The sequence below is a fragment of the Mycolicibacterium fallax genome, assembly GCF_010726955.1.
Lineage (GTDB): Bacteria > Actinomycetota > Actinomycetes > Mycobacteriales > Mycobacteriaceae > Mycobacterium > Mycobacterium fallax.
Map to the genome: position 1 here is coordinate 3,389,930 of NZ_AP022603.1, position 22,314 is coordinate 3,412,243.

Annotated in this window: 16 protein-coding genes; 9 read left to right on the top strand and 7 right to left on the bottom strand. The window is 71.7% G+C overall.

All coding sequences use genetic code 11. The annotated features are described in order from the left end of the window. Positions 1 to 6: 6 nt before the first annotated feature. From ipdE2 to fadD3, 4 genes are all read right to left on the bottom strand, one after another. Positions 7 to 960: an acyl-CoA dehydrogenase IpdE2 gene (gene ipdE2, locus G6N10_RS16220; RefSeq protein WP_085096680.1), complete on the bottom strand. Its 954-nt coding sequence runs from the start codon at positions 958 to 960 to the stop codon at positions 7 to 9. After that, complete coding sequence (locus G6N10_RS16225) at positions 957 to 1,913, bottom strand: acyl-CoA dehydrogenase family protein (protein WP_085096677.1); 957 nt, start codon at positions 1,911 to 1,913, stop codon at positions 957 to 959. The genes ipdE2 and G6N10_RS16225 overlap by 4 nt, the downstream gene beginning before the upstream one ends. 127 nt (positions 1,914 to 2,040) lie before the next feature. Next, positions 2,041 to 3,186, bottom strand: coding sequence for an acyl-CoA dehydrogenase family protein (locus G6N10_RS16230; protein WP_085096674.1), 1,146 nt, complete (start codon positions 3,184 to 3,186; stop codon positions 2,041 to 2,043). Then, positions 3,187 to 4,734 (bottom strand): 3-((3aS,4S,7aS)-7a-methyl-1,5-dioxo-octahydro-1H-inden-4-yl)propanoate--CoA ligase FadD3, encoded by a 1,548-nt coding sequence (gene fadD3 / locus G6N10_RS16235; RefSeq protein ID WP_085096804.1) that lies wholly within the window; start codon positions 4,732 to 4,734, stop codon positions 3,187 to 3,189. Between the two features lie 54 nt (positions 4,735 to 4,788). Here fadD3 and ipdE1 point away from each other — a divergent pair, with 54 nt between their 5' ends. The 3 genes from ipdE1 to G6N10_RS16255 all read left to right on the top strand — a co-directional run bounded on the left by ipdE1 (position 4,789) and on the right by G6N10_RS16255 (position 7,136). Then, positions 4,789 to 5,946, top strand: a complete 1,158-nt coding sequence (ipdE1, locus tag G6N10_RS16240; RefSeq protein ID WP_085096671.1) for an acyl-CoA dehydrogenase IpdE1 — start codon at positions 4,789 to 4,791, stop codon at positions 5,944 to 5,946. Between the two features lie 20 nt (positions 5,947 to 5,966). Beyond that, the gene (gene ipdF / locus G6N10_RS16245; RefSeq protein ID WP_085096802.1) at positions 5,967 to 6,755 is read left to right on the top strand and encodes a (5R,7aS)-5-hydroxy-7a-methyl-1-oxo-2,3,5,6,7,7a-hexahydro-1H-indene-carboxyl-CoA reductase; all 789 of its coding nucleotides are present in this window, start codon (positions 5,967 to 5,969) and stop codon (positions 6,753 to 6,755) included. 171 nt (positions 6,756 to 6,926) lie between these two features. Beyond that, positions 6,927 to 7,136, top strand: coding sequence for a hypothetical protein (locus G6N10_RS16255; RefSeq protein ID WP_163742138.1), 210 nt, complete (start codon positions 6,927 to 6,929; stop codon positions 7,134 to 7,136). Here G6N10_RS16255 and G6N10_RS16260 read toward each other — a convergent pair. The 3 genes from G6N10_RS16260 to G6N10_RS16270 all read right to left on the bottom strand — a co-directional run bounded on the left by G6N10_RS16260 (position 7,120) and on the right by G6N10_RS16270 (position 11,081). Further along, complete coding sequence (locus tag G6N10_RS16260) at positions 7,120 to 7,869, bottom strand: hypothetical protein (RefSeq protein WP_163742141.1); 750 nt, start codon at positions 7,867 to 7,869, stop codon at positions 7,120 to 7,122. The two genes, G6N10_RS16255 and G6N10_RS16260, sit on opposite strands and share 17 nt — an antisense overlap. A gap of 1 nt (position 7,870) precedes the next feature. Continuing rightward, positions 7,871 to 10,018 carry a hypothetical protein gene (locus tag G6N10_RS16265; RefSeq protein ID WP_085096665.1) on the bottom strand — a complete coding sequence of 716 codons (2,148 nt, stop codon included), beginning with the start codon at positions 10,016 to 10,018 and terminating at the stop codon, positions 7,871 to 7,873. Between the two features lie 64 nt (positions 10,019 to 10,082). After that, positions 10,083 to 11,081 (bottom strand): hypothetical protein, encoded by a 999-nt coding sequence (locus G6N10_RS16270; RefSeq protein ID WP_085096662.1) that lies wholly within the window; start codon positions 11,079 to 11,081, stop codon positions 10,083 to 10,085. Positions 11,082 to 11,192: 111 nt separating this feature from the next. Between G6N10_RS16270 and G6N10_RS16275 the strand changes: the two genes are divergently transcribed. The 6 genes from G6N10_RS16275 (at position 11,193) to G6N10_RS16300 (ending at position 22,314) form a co-directional block, all read left to right on the top strand. Then, a complete protein-coding gene (locus G6N10_RS16275) occupies positions 11,193 to 11,912 on the top strand; it encodes a DUF4190 domain-containing protein (protein WP_234810571.1) in 720 nt (239 codons plus the stop codon). A 73-nt stretch (positions 11,913 to 11,985) separates the two neighbouring features. After that, positions 11,986 to 12,636, top strand: coding sequence for a DUF4190 domain-containing protein (locus G6N10_RS16280; RefSeq protein WP_085096659.1), 651 nt, complete (start codon positions 11,986 to 11,988; stop codon positions 12,634 to 12,636). Positions 12,637 to 12,654: 18 nt separating this feature from the next. Next, a complete protein-coding gene (locus G6N10_RS16285; protein ID WP_085096656.1) occupies positions 12,655 to 13,224 on the top strand; it encodes a hypothetical protein in 570 nt (189 codons plus the stop codon). A gap of 8 nt (positions 13,225 to 13,232) precedes the next feature. Then, positions 13,233 to 16,112 carry a vWA domain-containing protein gene (locus tag G6N10_RS20615; protein ID WP_085096653.1) on the top strand — a complete coding sequence of 960 codons (2,880 nt, stop codon included), beginning with the start codon at positions 13,233 to 13,235 and terminating at the stop codon, positions 16,110 to 16,112. After that, positions 16,112 to 19,660 carry a tubulin-like doman-containing protein gene (locus tag G6N10_RS16295; RefSeq protein WP_085096650.1) on the top strand — a complete coding sequence of 1,183 codons (3,549 nt, stop codon included), beginning with the start codon at positions 16,112 to 16,114 and terminating at the stop codon, positions 19,658 to 19,660. The genes G6N10_RS20615 and G6N10_RS16295 overlap by 1 nt, the downstream gene beginning before the upstream one ends. Before the next feature lie 2 nt (positions 19,661 to 19,662). Continuing rightward, positions 19,663 to 22,314 (top strand): hypothetical protein, encoded by a 2,652-nt coding sequence (locus G6N10_RS16300; protein ID WP_085096647.1) that lies wholly within the window; start codon positions 19,663 to 19,665, stop codon positions 22,312 to 22,314.

Consider the following 22,314-nt stretch of genomic DNA (forward strand, 5'->3'; position numbering starts at 1 on the left):
CTCAGGCTACGCGAGCGCGACGGGTTCCAGCCGGCGCAGCGCGTCGCCGACGGTGCCCAGCAACTGCGCGCTGCCGTGCGCCCGCTTGAAGTACAGCTGGATGTCGCATTCCCAGGTGATCGCGATGCCGCCGTGGATCTGGATGGCCTCACCGGCCACCGCGCCGAACGCCTCGGTCGCGGTGACGTGCGCCAGCGCGGCGGACTCCGGGCTCGGGTCGGCCAGCGCGGCGTCGACCACCGCACCGGCGGTCTGCACCAGCACGTACAGGTCGGCCATCCGATGCTTGAGCGCCTGGAAACTGCCGATCGGCCGGCCGAACTGCACCCGCTCCTTGGCGTAAGCGACGGTGAGCTCCAGGCAGCGGGTGGCCGCGCCGACCTGCTCGGCCGCCAGCAGCAGCGCGGCGAGGTCCGCCAGCCCCGGGTCGGTGCCCAGCGGCACGGTCTCGCGCGGGGTCAGCCGGGACAACCGGCGGGTGGGGTCCATGGTCGGCAGCGGGTGGGCGTCGAAGGCGGTCCACCGGGACAGCGTGCCGTCGGCCGCGCCGATGACGACGTCGGCGACGTCGCCGCCGGCCACCACCTCCGGGTCGAAGACCACCGCGCCGATCGAGGACCCCTCGGCCAGGGCGCCCAGGGTGTCGCCGTCGGGCTCCTCGACCGACAGCAGCGCCAGCTCGGCCAGCGTGCTGCCCAGCAGCGGGGAGGGCACCAGGTGCCGGGCCAGCTCGGCGAGCACGGCGGCCGCGTCGATGAGCCCGCCGCCGGCGCCGCCGAGATCCTCGGGCACCACCAGGGCGGCGGCGCCGACCTGCTCACACAGCAGCTGCCAGAGCCGTTCGTCGTAGCCGCGCTCGGAGTCCAGCGCCGCGCGCACGGCCTCCGGCCCGGCGTGCCGGCCGATCAGGTCGGCGACCGTCGAAACCAGCAGGGCGCGTTCTTCTTTGGTGGTGCTCACAGGGCCTCCAGGACGCGACGACGATGAACGGTGGGATCACCCCAGGCGCTGCGGATGGCCTGCACCCGCAGCAGCAGCAGCGACAGGTCGTGCTCCTGGGTGAAGCCGATGGCGCCGTGGGTCTGCAGCGCCGACCGGGCCGCCAGCAGCCCGGCCTCGCCGGCGGCCACCTTGGCGGCGCTGGCGTCGCGGATCGCGGTGTCGGTGCCGTCGGCCAGCGCCAGGGCGGCGCCGTAGACCAGCGGGCGGGCCAGCTCCAGGGCGATGTGCACGTCGGCCAGCTTGTGCTTGATGGCCTGGTAGGAGCCGATCACCCGGCCGAACTGGGTGCGCTGCTTGGCGTATTCGACCGAGGCGTCCAGCAGCGCCGAACCCGCGCCGACGAGCTGGGCGGCGGTGGCCAGTGCCCCGAACGCGCCGGCCCGGGCGGTGTCCACGGCCCAGGAGTCACCGGTGGCGGTGACGTCGAACAGCGTCCGGCTCGGATCGATGGAGGCGTGCCCGGCGCCGACCTCGGCCACCGCGGCCTGCCCGTCGGCCGCGGTCAGGGTCAGCCCGGCGAAGTCGGCGTTGACCGCGCGCGGCTGGTCGCCGGCCAGGGCGACGGTGGCGATCAGCTCACCGGAGGCCAGCGCCGCGCTGCGTTCGGCATCGCCGGCCAGCAGCAGCGGTGCCACCGCGACGGATTCGGTGACCGGTCCCGGCACGCACCAGTAGCCCAGTCGCTGGCAGGCCACCACCAGGTCGACCGGATGCGCGCCGATGCCGTCGTGCTCCTCGGCCACCAGCAGCGCCGGCACGCCGAGATCAGCCAGGGTCGACCACAGGGCGCCGGCGGGGTCGGTGTTGCCGTCGCCCCAGGCCCGCACCGCGGCCGGTACGTCGGCCGCCGACAGGGCGGCATCGATGCTCGCGGCGAAGTCCCGCTGCTGTTCGTCCAGATCAAAATGCATGATTCCCTAAGCCCCTATCGGCTTTCCCGCGGCCATGTCGGTGTGCTGTCCAAGTGCCTTCATGCCTTGGGCTCCCGAGGCAGGCCGAGGAGGCGCTCGGCGGTGTTTATCGGCTGTCCAAGTGCCTTCATGCCTTCGGCTCCCGCGGCAGCCCGAGCAACCGCTCGGCAATGATATTGCGCTGAATCTCGTTGGTGCCCGCGTAGATCGGGCCGCCCAGGGCGAACAGGTAGCCGTCGGTCCACGGCCCGGCCAGCTCGGCGTCGGCGCCGCGCAGGTCCAGCGCGGTCTGGTGCAGGTCGACGTCGAGGTCCGACCAGAACACCTTGGTCACCGAGGACTCGGCGCCCAGCTCGCCGCCGGCGGCCAGCCGGGTGACGGTGCCGAAGGTCTGCAGCCGGTAGGCCTGCGCCTTGATCCAGGCGTCGGCGACCCGGTCGGTGAAGATGTCCCGGATGGCGGCATCGGGCTGGGACTTCCACTGCGCCACCAGTCGGTCGGCGACCGAGGTGAACCGGGCCGGGCTGCGCAGCGACATGCCGCGCTCATTGGACGACGTGCTCATCGCCGCCCGCCAGCCCTGGTTCGGTTCGCCGATCACGTCCTGGTCGGGCACGAACACGTCGTCCAGGAAGATCTCCCCGAAGCCGGTCTCGCCGCCGAGCTGGTGGATCGGGCGCACGGTGATGCCGGGGGCCTTCAGGTCGAACATGAAATAGGTCAGCCCGTGATGGCGCTGCGCGGTCGGGTCGGAGCGAAACAGCCCGAATGCGCGCTCCCCGAACGGGGCCCGCGAGCTCCAGATCTTCTGCCCGCGCAGCAGCCAGCCACCGTCGGTGCGGGTGGCCGTCGAGCGCAGCGAGGCCAGGTCGCTGCCGGACTCCGGCTCCGACCAGGCCTGCGCCCAGATCTCTTCGCCGCTGGCCATTTTCGGCAGGATGCGCTCCAGCTGCTCGGTGGTGCCGTGCGCGAACAGCGTCGGCGCCAGCATCGAGGTGCCGTTGGCGCTGGCCCGGCCCGGGGCGCCGGCGGCGAAGTATTCCTCCTCGTAGACCACCCACTGCAGCAGCGTCGCGTCGCGGCCGCCGTACTCCTTGGGCCAGGCGATCACCGAAAGGCCGGCGTCGTACAGGATCCGGTCCCAGCGCCGATGCTGAGCGAAGCCGACCTCGGTGTCGTAGGACTCGGTTGGGAAGTCGGCGCGGTGGGCGGCCAGGAACTCGCGCACCTCGGTGCGGAAGTTCTCCGTCTCGTCGTCGAAATGCAGGTCCATTCAGGCCCTTTCCCTCAGCAGTGGTTTGACGACCTTGCCGCCGGGGTTGCGCGGCAGCGCGTCGAGGAACTCCACCGATCGCGGAGTCTTGAAGTTGGCCAGGCTCTCCCTGGCGTGCGCGATGACGGTCGCCTCGTCGAGTTCGGCGCCGGGCAGCCGCACCACGAAGGCCTTGCCGACCTCGCCGAGCCGCTCGTCGGGCACCCCGATGACCGCGGCCTCGGCGACCCCCGGCAGCCGGGACAGCACCTGCTCGATCTCGGCCGGGTACACGTTGAACCCGCCGCAGATGTACATGTCCTTGAGCCGGTCGGTGATGGTGAGGTTGCCTGCGGCGTCGACGGTGCCGATGTCACCGGTGTGCAGCCAGCCGTCGGCGTCGACGGCGGCGGCGGTGGCCTCGGCGTCGTCGAGGTAGCCGAGCATCACGCACGGCCCGCGCAGCAGCACCTCGCCCGCGGCGCCGGGCTCGCCTGCCCCGTCGATGCGCAGCTCGAAGTCGGCGATCGGGCGACCGCAGGTGCTGGCCACCGTCAGTGCGTCGTCGTCGGGGCGGCACATGGTGCCGAAGCCGGCGGCCTCGGTCAGGCCGTAGGCAGTCAGCACGATGTCGATGTCCAGCTCGGACTGCATCCGCTCGATCAGCACCACCGGAACGGTGGCCGCGCCGGTCACCGCGAACCGCAGCGAGGACAGCTCGTGGTCGGGGCGCGCCGGGTGGTCGAGCAGGGTCTGGAAGATCGTCGGCGGCCCGGGCAGCACGGTGATCCGCTGGGCGGCAACCAGTTCCATCGCGCCGACCGGATCGAAGGTCAGCTGCGGCACCAGGGCGGCCCCGGTCTGCAGGCAGGCCAGGATGCCGGCCTTGTAGCCGAAGTTGTGGAAGAACGGGTTGATGCACAGGTAGCGGTCGGCCTCGGTCATCTGGCCGCAGTCCGCCCAGGCCGCCGAGCCGGCCAGCGACTGGTGGTGCGCGCATAGCACACCCTTGGAGCGGCCGGTGGTGCCGGAGGTGAACAGGATGTCGGAGACATCGGTGGGCGCCACCGCGGCGGCCCGGCGGTCGGCCTCGGCCAGCAGCTCCGGGTCCGCGCCGCGGGCGACGAAGTCGTCCCAGCCCGGATCGGCGGTCTGCACCGGGATCCGGACGATGTGCCGCAGCGCGGGCAGTTCGTCGCGATCGAGTTCGGCGGAGCGATCGGCGCCGAGGAACTGCCCGGCGCACAGCAGCAGCGGGGCGCCGGTGCGGGCCAGGATGTCGGTGGCCTCGGCCGCGGTGTAGCGGGTGTTCAGCGGCACCACGACGGCGCCGGCCCAGTGCGCGGCCAGGCAGCCGACCACCCAGTGCCAGGTGTTCGGCGACCAGATCGCCACCCGGTCGGCGGGGGCCACGCCCAGATCGATCATCGCCGCGGCGGCCCGGCGCACCTCGTCGCGCAGTCCGGCGTAACTGATCGTCCGGTCCGGCGTGACCACGGCGTCGCGGTCGGCAAAGATCCGGGCGCTCCGGTCCAGCACCGCAGGAGTGGTCTGCGGAACGCTCATCATCGATTGCTCCCACACGAGTAACAAAGCAAGTGCTTGGTAGGTTAGCCTACAGGGGTGATTGGGGTCGAGGAGTTCCGGGCCGAGGTCCGCGGTTGGCTGGCCGACAACCTGGTCGGTGAGTTCGCACAGTTGAAGGGGCTCGGTGGTCCGGGCCGTGAGCACGAGGCGTTCGAGGAACGCCGAGCCTGGAATCAGCACCTGGCCGCGGCCGGGCTGACCTGCCTGGGCTGGCCGGTCGAGCACGGCGGCCGCGGGCTGTCCGTCGCGCACCGGGTCGCGTTCTACGAGGAGTACGCCCGGGCCAACGCCCCGGACAAGGTCAACCACCTCGGTGAGGAACTGCTCGGGCCGACGCTGATCGCCTTCGGCACCCCCGCCCAGCAGCAGCGCTTCCTGCCCAGGATCCTCGACGTCACCGAGCTGTGGAGCCAGGGCTACTCCGAGCCGGGCGCCGGCAGCGACCTGGCCAACGTGGCCACCACCGCGACGCTCGACGGCGACCAGTGGGTGATCAACGGCCAGAAGGTGTGGACCTCGCTGGCGCACTGGGCGCAGTGGTGCTTCGTCATCGCCCGCACCGAGCGCGGCTCCAAGCGGCACGCCGGGTTGTCCTACCTGCTGGTGCCGCTGGACCAACCGGGCGTGCAGGTCCGCCCGATCGTCCAGTTGACCGGCGACTCGGAGTTCAACGAGGTCTTCTTCGACGACGCCCGCGCCGACGCCGACCTGGTGGTCGGCGAACCCGGCGACGGCTGGCGGGTGGCGATGGGGACGCTGACCTTCGAGCGCGGCGTCTCCACCCTGGGCCAGCAGATCCGCTACGCCCGCGAGCTGTCCGGCATCGTCGCCCTGGCCCGCGACAACGGCGCCATCGACGACCCGCTGATCCGGGACCGGCTCACCCGGGCCTGGGTGGGGCTGCGCGGGATGCGCGAATACGCGCTGGCCACCATGGACGTGGAGCGCCCCGGTCAGGACAACGTGTCCAAGCTGCTGTGGGCCAACTGGCACCGCGGCCTCGGTGAGCTCGCGATGGATGTGCTCGGCACGTCCGGGCTCGTCCTGGAGGACGGCGAGAACCCCGACTTCAGCGAGTGGCAGCGGCTGTACCTGTTCTCCCGCTCGGACACCATCTACGGCGGATCCAACGAGATCCAGCGCAACATCCTCGCCGAGCGCGTGCTCGGCCTGCCCCGGGAAGCGAAAGGCTGAGCACTATGGACTCGAGCAAGGTGAACCTGAGCATTGCCCCCGCCGAAATCGAGGGCCACAACCTGCTGAGCGGACGGGTGGTCGTGGTGACCGCCGCCGCGGGCACCGGCATCGGCTCGGCGACCGCCCGCCGCGCTCTGGCCGAGGGCGCCGACGTGGTCATCTCCGATCACCATGAGCGACGGCTGGAGGAGACCCGGGCCGAGCTGGCCGGCCTCGGGCTGGGCCGGGTCGAGGCGATCGTCTGCGACGTGACCTCCACCGCCGCCGTCGACGCGCTGATCGCCGGCGCCGCCGCCGCGATGGGCCGGATCGACGTGCTGGTCAACAACGCCGGGCTGGGCGGGGAAACCCCGGTCGTCGACATGACCGACGACGAGTGGGACCGGGTGCTCAACGTGTCGCTGACCTCGGTGATGCGGTCCACCCGTGCGGCGCTGCGGTATTTCCGCGACGCCGGGCACGGCGGGTCGATCATCAACAACGCCTCGGTGCTGGGCTGGCGCGCCCAGCACTCCCAGTCGCACTACGCCGCGGCCAAGGCCGGGGTGATGGCGCTGACCCGGTGCAGCGCGGTGGAGGCCGTCGAGTTCGGGGTGCGGATCAACGCGGTGTCCCCGAGCATCGCCCGGCACAAGTTCCTGGAGAAGGTCAGCTCCGCGGACCTGCTGGACCGGCTGTCCGACGGCGAGGCGTTCGGCCGGGCCGCCGAGCCGTGGGAGGTTGCCGCCACCATCGCATTCCTGGCCAGTGACTACTCCAGCTACCTGACCGGCGAGGTCATCTCGGTCTCCAGCCAGCGCGCCTAGCGCGGGCCGGAGAACCTGCACAATTCCTTCACATTCGCCGCGCGGAAGGCCCACGAACGGGCCCTAGTGTCGGAGGAATGCAGCGGATCCTGGTCGTCGAGGACGAGCCCACCATCCTCGCGGCGATCGTGGCGCGGTTGCGCGCCGAATCCTTCGAGGTGCACACCGCGGTTGGATGCCGGCTACCTGTCGACCCTGTCACCGGATGCCGACGCCGCGCTGCTCCGGTTGCCCGAGCAGGCCCGCCGATGCGTGGCACGCCCGCAGCAGCCGGCGCGGTCCTGGACCGAGTTCAACCTGTCGAGATCGCAGGCGCTGCCCGCGGCCGGCGCCGCGGTGTCGGGGTGCTCGTCCTACACCGGCGTCAGCCGAACGGGTTGAAATCGCCCGGCCGGGCGGTCGGCGGCGGCGGGCCCGCCGGCCTCGGCGGCGTCGCCGCGGGCCGCAACACGACGGTGGCCTCGGCGTCGTCGCCGCGGGCCGCCGGGGGCGGCAGCGACGGGCGACCGATCCCGGGCCACAGCAGCACCGCCGCGGCGACCGCGGCCAGGATCAGCAGCGGGCCGATCACCCAGATCAGCGCGCCGAACCAGCCGACCTGCGCGCCGGGCCGCAGCACCAGGGCCACGCCGGAGGCGACGATCAGCGCCGCGGAGTTCAGCACCGACAGCAGCCGAGCGGCCCGGTGGCCCCGGCGATTGCCGACGACCAGCGCCAGCATCGCCACCGCCCAACCGCCGAGACCGGCGGCCAGCGTCACCGCGGTGGGGGTCAGCGCGCCGAATTCCCGGTACTGGTAACGGAATTCGGGCAGCGCAAGTAGGGTGAGGGCGGCCGTCGACACCAGCACCGCGGCGATCCCGCCGAGCAGCAGGTTGGCGGCGAACACCCGCTCGGGCAGCCGCGCCCCGGACGCCGGTGCCGGACGTGCCGGAGCCGGGCGTGCCGAGGCCGGACGCACCGGTGGTGCGGGTGCGGGTGCGGGCGGGGGAGCCGCCGGCGGTGCGCCCCACCCGCCGCCGAACGGGTCCGGGCCGCCGAAGCCGCCCCCGCCGAACGGGTCCGCCCCCGAACCGCTGCCGCCTCCGCCGTGGGTCTGCCAGGGCTTGGACATCTCAGATCCCCCGTCCGGCGCGGCGCCGCCGCCAGATCAGCGTCCCGCCGACCGCACCCCAAACCGCGACCGGGGTGAGGATCGCCAGGTAGAACAGCACCCGCTGGGGCGCCGGTGTCGGGATCCGGAACGGCGTCCACGGGGTGACCTGCATCGGCCACAGCTGGGCGGGGTCCCCGACCACGGTCGCGCCGCCGAGCCAGATCTGGTCCTGCACCGCGGTGGTCCCGGCCAACGGTGCCCGGGCGACCGCGGTGAGTTCGGGGTAGTCCTGCGCGAACTTCTCGGCACCCACATCGTTGAGCTCGACCTTGAAGAAGTCCACCCCGCCCCAGGCCTTGTTGTGGGTCCAGGTGACGTCGCCCACCTTGGTCTGCCAGGTGAAGATCGGCTTGGCGTTGTTGAACGAGGTGACAAAGCGGTCGAACACCTCGCGCTGATCCCAGTCGGTGGTCCACTTGTCGACGTTGCCCGAATCGATCTGCTTGGCATACTGATTCGGTTTGATCGCGTTGCGCTTGCGATACCACTCCGCGGCCACCCGGCTGGCGTACACCCGGCGCAGGTCGGCGAACTCCGGATCGTGATTCACCGACTGGACCACCGCGGGCATGATCATCTTTTCGTACAGCTCGCCGTTGCTCGTGGTGATCGCCGGGTCCTGGTCGGGGCAGCTCTGCCCTGGGCTGACGTCACTGTCCTCCTTGCCGAGTTGCACGGTCAGCGGGATCTCCAGGATGTAGAGCTGATCGCCGTCCTCATGGATGCTGGCGGGCAGCGGTTCGATCCACTGGCGGCGGCCCAGGAAGCACTTGTTCTCGCCCTGCAGCACCTCCATGAACTTGCGGCCCAACTCGGTGTCGGAGCGCTGCATCCGCCCGGACGCCTCCTTCATCTCCAGGTCGGCCTCCAACAGCACCTGGCCGGCCTGAGTCCGGCCGAACGCCGGGTCAATGATGCGGTCGGGTTCGTAGGGATGGAGGTTCACCCAGAACTTCTCCGGGGACAGCGCCAGCCACACGTTGAGGGCATCGGTCGCCATGGCGGCGTTGCGTCGCCCGCCGAAGGACGGGGCGCCGTCGGGCAGGCTGCCGGTCCGGAAGGCGTAGCGGTTGACGGGATTGCCGTTCACCGAATCGGTCACGTACCGCAGTTCCAGCGAGGTGAAGTCGATACCGCCGAGGTCACCGGCCGGGGTGCCCCCGGGCTGCGGGGTCGGGTTCTCGACCGGGTTCGGGCCACCCTGCTCGCCTTCGATGTCACCGAGGATGTCGGTGGAGACCTGCTCGAATTCGGCCTGATCCTGCGGGTTGTCGAACGACTCGGCGATCGCCTCGCTGTTGATCGTCGACCCGGTGGGCTGGGTTGACTCCGGCACCCCGACGGTGAGCAGGTAGCGGACGGTGACCGGGGGCCCCGAATACCCCTCCAGCGCCTTTTTGATCCAGGCCACGGTTTCCGGGGTGGGCTCGGAACCGAAGATCAGGACCAGCTCCGAACCGGCCTTGGCGAGGTCCACCAGGTTCTTCTTGAACTGCGCCCTGGCGTGGCTGTTGAGCGTGGATCCGGACTTCAGCTCGAAGACCACCCGGTCGCCGACGGGCGGGATGCTGACCTCGCCGCCCTTGTCGTAGGTGTTGGTGATGTCGTAGGGCCGGCTCTTCTCAAGCAGTTCCGCCGGGAGCCGCGCGTTGGTGCGCCACTGGGTCGGGTCCAGGCCGAACTTCTCGAAGACGAACTTCTCGAATGCCATGCCCTTGCGCTGGTTCTCGATGATGGTGATGTACGCGTCGCGCCACCGCTCAAAGCTCCACTTGCCCTTGTACATGGTCCAGCGCTTGAGGAAGTGCTCCAGCGTGCCGGGCGTCAGCGTCTTGAGGTCCAGATCGTAAATATCGTGATCAATGAGGTACTTCTGACTGAGTTGCTCCGAACCCTTCGTTAGCGTCGCCAGGGTTGGGTCGACGCCCTGGTAGTAGTACCCCTCGGGCGTGCCGGTGGCCGGGCCGGCCGCGGGGTCGAGGGCCGGCAGGGTCGCCGCGATCGCCGACGGCGCGGCGACGGCCATTGGCGCAGGCGCGATGCCAAGCAGGCACAGCGCCGCGACCAGTAGGGCCGAGATGATGCGGGACGAAATCAGTTTGGGCATGGCGTGCCTCCGGAACGGATCAATCGGGGGAAGTCAGGAGTGATGCCGCACCGCGGCGTCGGGATCACGACCGCCAACGGTCGAATTTCCTGCGCGACTTTCGATCCTGGTCCTCCGCCGCGGAGCTCAGGATGATGTATGGCAAGGACACGGCGGCGTTGTCGCTGCTTTGGAGTTCGAAGTGGGCGAGGTCGGAGTCGGTCGGCATGTCCCGCCAATCGCGGTAGACCCAGCGGGACGGCCGGCCGCCGCGCCGCTGCGCCTCACCGAGGTACCAGACGGCACCCTCGATCAGGAAACGGTTCTGCGGGGCGTCGAGGTCTTGCGGGCCGGTGGCGTGCGCCGCCACCAGGTCGTCGAGGCGGTCCAGCGATTCCCCGCCGAAATCCCAATCCCCCGGGTATCGCTCGGCCCAGCTGTGGAATTCGTTGTCCCACTTGGCCAGCCAGGCGTTCAGGATCGGGGACGGGCCGGGGATGCCGTAGCAGTCCCCGACGCCGGGGGTCTCGGTCTGCTCGGGTGCCCAGTCCGGATGCGCCGCGGCGTAGTCGGACACCGCCGCGGCCAACTCGTCGTAGCGCGACCGCCAGGGGTCTCCGCCGCGGTCGCTGAGCGCCGAGAGCACCAGGTGCAGCGGCGAGATCGCGGCGATGCCGAGCACCGGATCGGGGGCCAGCACCGGGATGCCCGGCGGGGTGCCGGCCGGGTTGGCGTCCCAACCCCAGTAGCCCTCGGTCAGCGCGGCCAGCACCGCGGGATCGGTGATCTGCGGCCGACCCCGCTCGGCGAACCCGGGTTCGTCGTCCCAGTCCCAGCGTCCGCTGCAGACCTGCAGCAGGGTCTCGCCGAGATAGCCGGCGATCGCCAGCAGGTCGGGCCGCTGGTCGGGGTGGATCGCCTCGGCCGGGGTGTCGTAGGCCAGCCGGAGATCGGCCAGCAGCTCGGTCAGGGTGGCGGCGGCGAAGTCCAGCGGCGTGGCGTCGGGACCGCGGTCGTCGGCGAGTCCGGTCAGGGCGGGGGAGATCCCGCCGGCCCAGTCCGCCGCAAGGTCGTCGCGAGTCATGGCGGTGAGTCTAAAGCCGTTCGGTGGCCCTCGACGACGCCAAACCGGCCCGGGAAACGGGTGCGGCCAACTCGCGTCATGCCCGGCTCCGGTGGCCCGTAAACTCACCTGGTGACTTTCAGCGGCCCTGGCGACCCGTTCGGCGGCGACCCGTTCGCGGCGGGCGGGCAGAATCCCGCGGGCATGCCACCGGTGAATTACGGCATGCCGCCCGCGGCCCCGTTCGGCGACCCGGGCGCGCCCTACGGCGCCCCCGGCTACCCGGGGGCTCCGGTCCCGCCGCCCACCGGTGAGGTCAACACCCTGGCGACTCTGTCGGTGGTGTTCGCCTTCGTCTTCGCCCCGGTCGGCGCGGTGCTCGGGCACCTGGCGTTGTCGCAGATCAAGAAGCGCAACCAGGCCGGGCGCAACCGGGCGATCCTGGGCACCACGCTGTCCTACGTGATCATCCTGCTGGCGATCGTCGCGCTGGTGATCTGGCTGCTGCTCGGCGACGACGACGGCGGGTCTGCCACGACGACGACCACCGCCACCACCACATCGGCGCAGACCAGCATCACCTCGACGGTGATCACCGCGTCGCCGAAAACCCGGCCGACGGTCAAGGTGGAGGAACTGCAGGTCGGCGACTGCGTCGAGATCCAGCAACTGCGGCCCGACCCGGACAAGCCGACTGCCGACGAGATCCATATCTACCGCGCGAAATGCGAAATTCGCGACGGGGTATTCCAGGTCAGGCAAATGACCGGCGATAAATCGCAATGCCCGGCCAATTACCTCTTCAACAAAGCGGAAACGTTATTCGCCTGTTACGTGAAGTTCGAGCAATGAGCCCTGAGCTGCGCCGGATCTGGCGCCCGGATTGCCGCCGCGTCGCCGGCCCGAGGTCCGATAGACTGCACCGGTGACATACGGCGGAGACCCATTCGGGCAACAATTTGGTGATCCGTTTTCGCCCGCGAGCTCCGGCCCACCCCCCACCTCCGGTGGCTACGGCGCGCCCGGATTTCCGCCGCCGGGCCAGCAACCTCCGCTGAACACCTTCGCGGTCCTCGCGCCGATCTTCGGGGTGCTCATCCCGCCGGCCGGGGTGGCGTTCGGTCACCTCGCGCTGCCGCAGATCAAGCGGACCGGGCAGCGCGGTCACCTGTCCGCGGTCGCGGGCCTGGTGCTCGGCTACCTGCTGACCGTCGCACTGGTCGTCGGGCTGATCCTGTTCGCGCTGCTCGGCGGCGACGACGACGACGCGACGGTCACCCCCACCACCACGGCGGCCGCCACCCCGGCGCCGACCAAGACGGTGACCTCGATGGCGCCGCCGCCGACCCGGAAGCGGGACAAGATCAACCTGGAGGCGGCCACCGTCGGGATGTGCGTGGAGATCCAGAGCCGGGACACCGGCGCCGACGCGCTGGATCTGTTCGAGGTGGAATGCGAGCAACGAGACGGGGTGTACACCGTGGTCAAACGGGTGGCGGCGAGTTCCGATTGCAACACAACCTATGCCGCCGCACCGCCCAACCGGGCGTTCGCGGTCTGCCTGAACAAGTACTGACGAGGTCGGATAGGACATATGCCGCCGTCGAATCCCTTTGACTTCAGCGACTTCGGGGGGCGCCCGCAGGCGCCGCCGACGGGCCCTCCGTCCGGCGGCTTCGGTCCGCCCTCGGGCGGCTTCGGCCCGCCGTCGAGCCCGTCGGGCTTCACGCTGCCCCCGCAGGCGCCCCAGCAGCAGGGCCCGGCCGGCGGCTTCGACCCGTTCTTCGGCGAGTCCGGCGCGCCGGTCGGCGGCGAGGAGGCGTTCGGCGGCCCGTCGGCGCCGATGGGCCCGCTGACCGTCTCCGGCCCACCGATCCGGCTGATGGCCGCCGCGCTGGGCATCGCCGTGCTCGGCGTGCTGCTCGGGCTGGTGTCGGTGCTGCTCGGCTCGGTGCTGGTCGCGCTGCTCGGCTGGCTGTTGGCCGGCCCGGTGGCGATCGGGGCGCTGGCCTGGTTCGGCGCCGCCGACACCCGCCGGCGCACCAGCTCGGTGTATTCGGCGCCGGCGTGGCTGGCCAAGGCCAATTGGGTGGTGCTGGGGTTTTCCGCGATCGGCATCGCCCTGAGCGCCTGGCAGATCGCCCTCTGGGCGGGAAGGCTGTAGGGGCCGATATGCGAACTCTGTTCTCTCGTTGTGCGCTGCTGCTGGCCGCGCTGGCCCTGGCGCTGCCGGCCGGCCTGCTGCTGGCCACCCCGGCCGGGGCCACCGACAACGCCGCCGTGGACCGCTTCGGCGCCTGCCTGGCCGGCCAGAAGGCCGGCGACCTGCTGATCCTGTTCGACGAGTCCGGCAGCCTGACCGACTCCGATCCGGCCGCCGCCCGGGTCAAGGCCGCGCAGTACCTGGCCGACACGCTGGCCCGGTACGCCGACCGCACCAACGCCAAGCTGGACGTCGGGATCGCCGGCTTTTCCACCGAATACACCATGCGCAAGGACTGGAGCCCACTCAACGGCCAGACCGTCGACCAGGTGAAGGCCGAGATCGCGCCGATGGCGCAGCACAACACCGGCCTGGACACCGACTACTGGCAGGCCCTCGACGGCGCCCGGCAGGCGCTGGCCGGACGCACCGGCGGCAACCCGAACCGCTGCCAGGCGATCGCCTGGTTCACCGACGGCAAGATCGACTTCACCCAGCGGCCCGGCGGCCGCGACTACGCGCCGGGGGTCGACCTGGACACCGCCGAGGGCGTCGCGGCGATGACCGCCAAGGCCACCGAGGAGATCTGCCGGCCCGGCGGCATGGCCGATCAGGTGCGGTCCTCGAAGATCGTGATGCTGGCCATCGGGCTGGGCGATGACAAGTCCGACGTCGACTTCGACGTGCTGTCGGCGATCGCGACCGGCAAGGGCATCAACGGCAAGGCCTGCGGCAAGATCCTCGATCCGGTGCCCGGCGGGTTCTATCCGGTCAGCAACATCGACGACATGCTGTTCGCCTTCGACGCGCTCAACCCCGATCCGAAGATCGAGGACACCAAGGGCGTCTGCGCCCAGGGCGAGGTCTGCCAGGAAGCCCGGCACAACTTCGTGCTGGACCGCTCGGTGAAGTCGGTCAGCATCGTCGGCTCCGGCGGCGAGCCGGGCATCGTGCCGCACCTGATCGCGCCGTCCGGCCAGCAGGTCGAGCTGCCCAAGAGCGAGGGCAAGAGCGAAACCACCGTCGACGGCATGCCGGTCAGCTACGAGTGGCAGTCCGACTCGGCGCAGACCATCACCATCTCCAGCGCCGGCCAGCCCGGCTGGGTCGGGCAGTGGGCGATCGTCTACGTCGACACCACCGGCGAGCACCCGGACGCGCTGTCGCGGGTCATCATCCACATCACCACCGACATCTACCCGGCGCTGGTCGTCGACCCGAAGAAGTCGTGGCGGGCCGGCCAGCTGGTCAAGGGCGTCACCTTCGGCCTGGTCGACGGGCAGGACAAGCCGATCGACCCGGCCGGCATCGCCGGTTCGGCGGCGCTGTCGGTGTCGGTCGCCGCCGACGGCGCGCCCCCGGTCATCGTGCTGAACGCGGTGCCCAAGGACGTCATCGCCAAGCCGGTCGACATCGACCTGTCCGGCCTGCGGCCCGGCCCGGCCAAGGTGAAGATGTCGCTGGTCATCACCACCGCCCCGGCACTGGACCCGGCCGGGGTGCAGATCGCCCCGGGCACCCAGCTCACCCCGCAGCAGGTCGACAAGCCGATCCAGCTGCTGCCCAAGCTCGGGCTGCCGGTGCCCGGCGAGCAGATCGACTTCGGCACCGTCGAGGGCGTCAAGGGCGCCACCGGCACCTTGTCCATCACCGGGCCGGGCTGCGTGTGGATCGACGGCGGCGCCACCGCCACGGTGTCGGCGGGCCCGGAGGACATCGGCACGCTGCGGCTGAGCTCGGCCGCCGACGGACCGGGCAACTGCCTCAAGGTCGACGACGGCCAGCAGGGCACCCTGGAGGTGGCGCTCAACAGCGAGCGCAACGGGCACGGCGGACTCAACGGCACGGTGCCGCTGCACATCGCCCCCAAGGACCACCCGGACGAGGCCGAGACCGTCGACATCGCGTTCACCGCCTCGATGGTGAACCCGCTGAGCACCACCAACTTCATCCTCGCGCTGCTGGCCGCGCTGCTGCTCGGCCCGGGCATCCCGGTGGCCCTGCTGTACCTGGCCAAGTGGTACGTCGGCAAGATCCCCGGCGAGCCGATGCTGGCCGAGCGGATCGGCGTCACGGTCGATCACGGCGTGCTGGCGCGCGACGGGGAACAGTTCGCGCTGGCCGAGGATGACCTGGTCAGCCCGGTGCCCGGGCTGGCCGAGGGGGTGCGGGAGTTGACCGTGCTCGGGGTGGACCTGTCGGTGGTGACCGGGCGCAGCCCGCTGGGCACCGCGCACGTCAAGGTCACCGCCGAGGGCCTGGTGTCGGCCGGCTCCGAGCTGCCCTCGACCGACGACAGCGGGCTGGCGGCCGTGCTGCCGCTGGCCGTGCACGGCAAATGGCTGCTGCTGCACAACCCGGCCGGACCGCCGGACCAGGCCGAGATTCTGGTGATGGTGCCTGGAACGTCCGACCTCGCCGCCCGGCAGAAGCTGTTCGAGGAGATCGAGCGCAAGGCCCCGGACATGCTCGCGGCGCTGCGCCGCCGGGCCGAGGCGGCCAACCTGGTGCCGGTCGGCGCCGCGGCCGGTGAACCGGCCTCGCCGTTCGGTGGCCCCCCGGCGCCCGGCCCGGGCTTCGGTGGTCCGGACCCGTTCGGCGGTGGCGGCTTCGGCGATCCGATGCCCCCGCCGCCGATGCCACCGCCGCCGATGCCCCAGCGGCCGATGCCGCCGCAGCGGCCGGGCCCGCCGCCGGGGTTCAACCAGCCGGTGCCGCCGCCGCAGGTGGATCACCAGGCCGACACCATGAACGCCCCGATCCGGCGGCCGGGCAACCAGCCGCCGGCACCACCCCCGCCCGCCGGGCGGCCCAATGACCCGTTCGACCCCTTTGGAGGAGGATCCTGATGCGCCGTTTCCTAGTGGTTGGCTGCGGTGGCTCCGGTGGAGCCACGCTGGCCTACATGATGGATCAGCTGCGCTCGGAACTGCTCGGCGCCGGGGTGCATTCGCTGCCCGCGGGCTGGCAGTTCGTGCACATCGACGTGCCAAGCGGCGCGGAATCCGGGCCCGACGGCCTGGCCAACGTGCCGTCGCAGGGCGGCAGCTACGTCGGCACCGGACCGCAGGGCAGCAGCTATGCCACCCTGGACAGCGCGCTGTCGCAGCGGTTGGCGGCCGAGGGCGCGCTGGACGCCATCGCCACCTGGGCGCCGCGCAGCCCGGAGGGCGTCACCAACCCGATCTCCGCAGGCGCCGGCCAGTACCGGGCCATCGGCCGGATGATCACGCTGAGCAAGGCCGGTGAGGTCCGCCAGCGGCTGCAGAACGCCTGGGACCAGATGTTCCGGGTCGAGGCGATCTCGGAGATGTCCCGGCTGCAGGTGCCCGGCATGGGCCGATTCGATCCCAATGAGCCGCCGCTGGTGCTGGTGGTGTCCTCGATGGCCGGTGGCGCCGGCGCCTCGATGGCGCTGGACATCTGCCGGCTGCTGACCCTGGTGTCGGGCCTGGACCCCAAGCTGATGGGGGTGTTCATGGTGACCCCGGACATCTTCGACTCGCTGCCGGAGAGCGCCCGGATCGGCGTGCGGGCCAACGCGCTGGCGATGCTCGGCGAGATCGTCGCCAGCCAGTCCGGCGCGGCCCGCGATCACGACGTCCGGATCCTGCGGGCCCTGGGCCAGCAGCACGGCGACGGCGAGCCGATCCCGTTCGCCCGGGTGTTCCCGGTCGGGCGCTACGTCGGCGCCGACCGCACGCTGTTCGGCGACGGCTCGCAGAACGCCATCTACCGCGGCCTGGGCCGCGGCCTGGCCGGGCTGATGATGTCCGGGGTGGCCAGCGACCAGTTCGTCTCCTACGACCTGGGCAACACCGCCTCCCCGGCCGGCGACCGCGACCTGCTGGGCTGGGGCAACAAGATCTGGGACCCGCTGCCGTGGGGCACCTACGGGTTCGCCAGCCTGAGCATGGGCCGGGACCGCTACGCCGAGTACGCCGCGCAGCGGCTGGCCCGCAGCTCCGCCGACAAGCTGCTCTACGGCCACCTGCAGCCCGGCAACCCGGCCTCGGGCACCGAGCAGCTCGACTCGCTGCTGGACAGCCAGTGGGGCGCGATCTGCAACGGGCTGGGCCTGCCGCCGGCCACCGGCGACGAGGCCAACCGGATCCGGGTGCTCGGCGGCTGGATGACCAACCTGGCGCTGCCGCCGCGCGCGGTGGCCGCCACCACCACCGGCATCATCGAACGCCAGCTGCGCGGCTACCTGCCCAACCCGGCCGGGATGACCGGCGAGCAGTGGGTGCCGATCTTCCGGCAGGCCGTCGCCAACCGGCGCGGCGCGCTGGACCAGGCGGTCACCGAGGCCGGCTACCAGCTCGCGCACGCCTGGCACCGGGAATTCGCCGACCGGATCGACCACATCGCCACCCGCTCGGTGGCCGGCTTCAGCCTGCCCTACGCGCGCGGCGCGATCGACATGCTGCGCCGCTACATCGACGACGAATTGTCCACCGCGATGGGCGATCTCGGTTCGATGGGGCCCAAGGACATCGTCGGCCTGCCGCCGAATGTGGAGAGCACGCTGATGTCGCTGCGCGGCGTGATGGCCAACGCCGACCAGGTGCTGCACACCGCGCTGGACGGCTTTGCCGGCAACATCCGCCGGGCGCTGTATGCGGCCGCGTCGCGCAAGATCGCCGAGGTGTTCAAGGTGATCGGCGGCGAGGTGCTCGGCCCGCTGAGCAAGTCGCTGTCCGAGGCCCAGGTGATCCTGGAGAACGCCCGCAGCGAGCAGCCCTCGGACCTCGGGCTGGCCCGGCTGGCCACCGACCAGTACGTGGCCTGGCCCGCCGACGCCGACGAGTTGGTGCCCGGCCGGTTCGCCGAGGCCAACAACGAGGTGCTGCTGATCAACTCGACGGCGTTCAAGGCCCGCTACGAGCTGGACCTGCCCAAGGCGCTGTCCAGCGGCCCGGGCGCCCCGCCGTTCTACGCCGCGGTCGCCGAGAGCACCAGCCGGGTGATCTCCGGGGAGTGGCCCACCACCGGCGGCCAGGCCGCACCGGGCGGGCTGCTGGAGCGCACCACCACCTGGGTCACCCGGGCGTTCGGCACCGACCCGGAGACCGGTGCCTCGCTGGTGCCGTCGCTGGCCCAGTACGACGTGCACGTGCGCCCCGCCGAGCTGCTGGTGCGGGCCCGGCTCTACATCTCCCGCCCGGGTGAGGCGTTCGACGAGTTCTGCAAGGTGTCGCTGCGCGACTACATCCAGGGCGTCGGGGCATCCGAATCCGAGCTGGGCGCCCGCCGCCGCGACGTGGTGGTGAAGTTCAACGAGGCGCTCGCGCTGGCCCGGCCGCTCGCCTCGGTCAACGACCAGAGCCTGCAGGCGGTACACCCCGGGCAGCGGTTGGAGTACCGGTACAAGTTCTCCGAGGTGCCGTTCCTGGGTCAGTCGGTGTCCGACGAGTTGACCGAGGCGCTGCGCTCCAACCCGCGCATCGACCAGGCCACCCGGGACAACTACGGCCGGGCGCTGTCCGACGAGGACAGCGTCACCCACATCGACCTGTTCGGCTCGTACCCGAACTACTCGCCGCTGGCGTTCGACTCGGTGCTCAAACCCGTTGCGCAGCAGTGGTCCTCGACCGCCGGGCCGGCCCGCGGGCCGTTCTGGCGACTGCGCCGGTCCCGGCCGCTGTCGGCCTCGCTGCCGATGGGCGACGACGAGCGACGCACCATGACCGCGGGCTGGTTCCTCGGTCAGATCACCGGCCGGATCCAGATCCCGCCGTCGCCGTTCACCGAGCCGGTGCGGATCTACGACGACGAGAACTCCACCTGGGTGCCGTTCCCGAACCCGCTGCTGACCCCGCCCTCGGAGTTCACCGCCGCCTATGACTGGCTGCCCGCGGTGCTGGAGGGCATCCTGCTGGCGATCGCCGCCTCGCTGGAGCCCCCGGTGATGCGGTCGCTGCGGCCCTACCGGGTGCTGCGCGAGCTGTACGACGCCAACTCCCAGGACCCGGCCAGCGGCATTGTGGAACTGGCCGCGGTGGCCCGGCTCGCCGACTACCTGCGGGACGGCTCGACCGGCCAGCTGGCGTCCCGGGTCCCCGACGTCGCGGCGGCGGGCACCGCCAGCGCGCGGGCCGATGCCGCCGTCGCCTGGCTCACCACGGTCCGCGACCTGGCCGCCCAGTACCTGCCGGCCGGCCATCCCGGGGCCAGCCCCGGCGGCGCGTTCAGCACCGTCGCGACCCGGGCCAAGGCCAGCAAGACGCCGATCTTCCGGGATCTCGCGCCGGACGTGTTCTGGGCGACCGACACCCTGATGACCAAGATCCGGGAGGCCGAGCGGCTGGTGGAAACCGGCTTCGCCGCACCCGGCGGGTCCGCCGCCGACGGCTCGGGTGAATTCCTCGACATCCCCGAGGGGGGGACGTTCTGACCATGACCAACTCCGGACCGGATGCCATCACCGTCCTGCTGGTGCCGCGCGGTGAGGCCACCGAGATCGTCTCGGTGCTGACCGACTACGCCGCGGTCGAGTTGGCCGACCCGTTCGTCTGGGTCGACCCGGCCGACCTCGGCCGCACCTCGGTGCCGGCCACCCACGTCCGCGGTGGCCGCTCGAATCCCGTTGTGCTGCAGCAGGTGCTGACCGAGCAGCGGTACCGGCGGGTCCGGGTCGCGGTGCTGGTGCCGGCCGACGCGCCGGCCGACGCCCGCGCGCACGTCACCGCCGAGCAGGCCCTGGAGCAGGCGGTCCGGGCCGCGGTGGTCGGCACCCCGATCACCCTGCTGCGGTTGCTGTTCACCCGCGGTTCGGCCGAGGCCCGCGGCTACGACCCGGCGCTGGTGCTGGAGGGCTGGCACAACCTGCTGGTGGCCCCGGAGGATTCGGCCGGACCGACCCTCGGCTCGGTGGTGCTCGACCGGCTCACCGACCCGCTGGACGTGGCCACCCACGTCACCCCGGTGGTCGCGGCGGCCTGCGGGCTGTGGCACGGCATCGACCGCTCGGTGTTCGACGAGATGGCGATCCTGCCCGGCCACACCCTGCGCGCGGTGCGCGCCTACTACCGCGAACTGGACGCCGCGGGCGTGGAGGACCAGCTGCGGATGCAGTTGTTCGACTCGGCCGGGCGGCTGCCGCTGCCGCGCTCCACCACCAGCCCGGTGGTGTACGTGCAGGACGTCGCGCTGGCCACCCAGACGCTGGCCCGCGGGCTGTGGACCAAGCACCGCGACGTGCTGCGCGGCAACCGGGTCGAGGTCGCCGCCCGGGAGACCGAGGCGGTCTCGCCGTGGGAGGCGCTGAAGACCTTCCTGTCCTTCCTCGGCGCGGCGCTGCGCAACGCGCCGGCCGCCTGGCTGCAGGGCATGCTCGGCTCGGTGCAGTCGGTGGTCGCCACCACCGTGCAGCACGCGGTGTTCGGCAAGGACAATTCGGCGTTCGAGGTCGTCGCCAACGCCAAGCTGGCCAGCTGGGCCGACATCGGCCGCGGCGCCGAGGAGATCGCCTCGGTGCTCGACGCGGCCGGCGGCGCCACCCAGATCGCCCAGTCCGACCTGTCGAGCGTGTGGAACGACTACGTCAACGGTGCCCTGACGCTGGCCGACGGCGGGCGTCGCACCGCCGGGATGGAACCGATCGCGGTCGGCGCGGCGGTCGGGGTGCTCTCCAGCGCCGCCGACGTGGTGCCCGCGGCCGCCGACGCCTTCACCGGGGTGCCCGCCTCGCTGGCCGCCGTCGTCGGCATCCCCAGCGTGGCCGGCGGCGACGTGCTCGGCGCGACGGACCTGCGCGGCCGGCTGGAGGCCTCCTTCAGCGATCCGGCCGCCGGCGTCGAGGCCCGGCACGCCCACGAGCAGCTGCACCACTGGCAGGGCGCGACCGGCCGCAGCTACGCCGGCCAGGTCGGCACCATCCTGGCCGACTTCCTGGGCCGGGCCCGCGGCGAGGTGACCACCCTGGTCGGCCAGATCCGGGAGGCCGCCGAGCGGGTCGGCATCGACGAGAAACTGCGCGCCCGTCAGCAGACCATCGCCACCATCATCCGGACCGCCGGCTGGACGGTGTTCGCCGCGCTGATCCTGCTGCTGGGCATGGCCGCCCTGAGCTGGGTCAGCTGGAAGTTTGCCCTGACGGTCGGCGGCATCGTGGTGGTGCTGTACTTCGTCGCCTCGCTGATCCTGTTCATCGTCAGTCAGCGGCACCTGTTCGCCGAACTCAACCTGCGCAAATCGCAGATGAGCGAACTGGAGGCGATGCAGTTCAACCTGCGCGCCGCGGTCACCGACGTCGGCCGGCTGTCGGCGGCCTACGGGCAGCTGATGGCCTGGAACCGGGTGCTCGGCGAGGTGCTGCGCACCCCGTTCGGGCCGGTCCAGCCGCCGCGGCCGCGCCGCAGGCACATCGTCGACGGGCTGCCCCGATCCACCCAGATCGGCATCGCGGCGCCCGCCGACGGCGACGCCGAGGCCACCGCGCACGGGCTGCAGCAGCAGCTCTACGGCATCGGCTGGCTGTCCGGGCCGTGGGAGCAGATGCTCGCCGGGGTGGCCCGCCAGGTGCGCGACGAGCCGACCTCGCTGTTCCGGATGCCCGGTGTCGGCACCGGCTCGGCGCTGGACGGCTGGTCGTATGCGGTGGCCACCGGCACGGTGAAGTCCGAGGGCGCCAGCGCGCTGTGGTCCCGGGTGCAGGCGATGTTCGACGACCCGGCCAGCGGGATCGCCGAGACGCTGACCGCGGGCGTGCTCAACCCGTCGACCGGGGCCCGGGTGTCGCCCAGCGAGTTCAGCGCCGGACTGCTCACCCCGCGCACCTCGGTGCCGGCACCGTTCGACGCCTCGCTGTTCACCGCGACGGCCAGCACCGCGGGCCGCTCCACGGTGGCCTACGACGAGTCCGACGTGGACCGGGCGGGCCTGGAGTACCGCGCGGTGGTGGTCCAGGTCGGCGACGGGCTGCCGACCTACGACTTCGCCATGTTCGCCCAGGGCGCGGACTCCATCCAGTTCGAGAAGACCACCCAGATGCGGCTGCCCAAGCCCGGCGACGACGACCTGCCGCCGGCCGACTCGATGGTGTTCTAG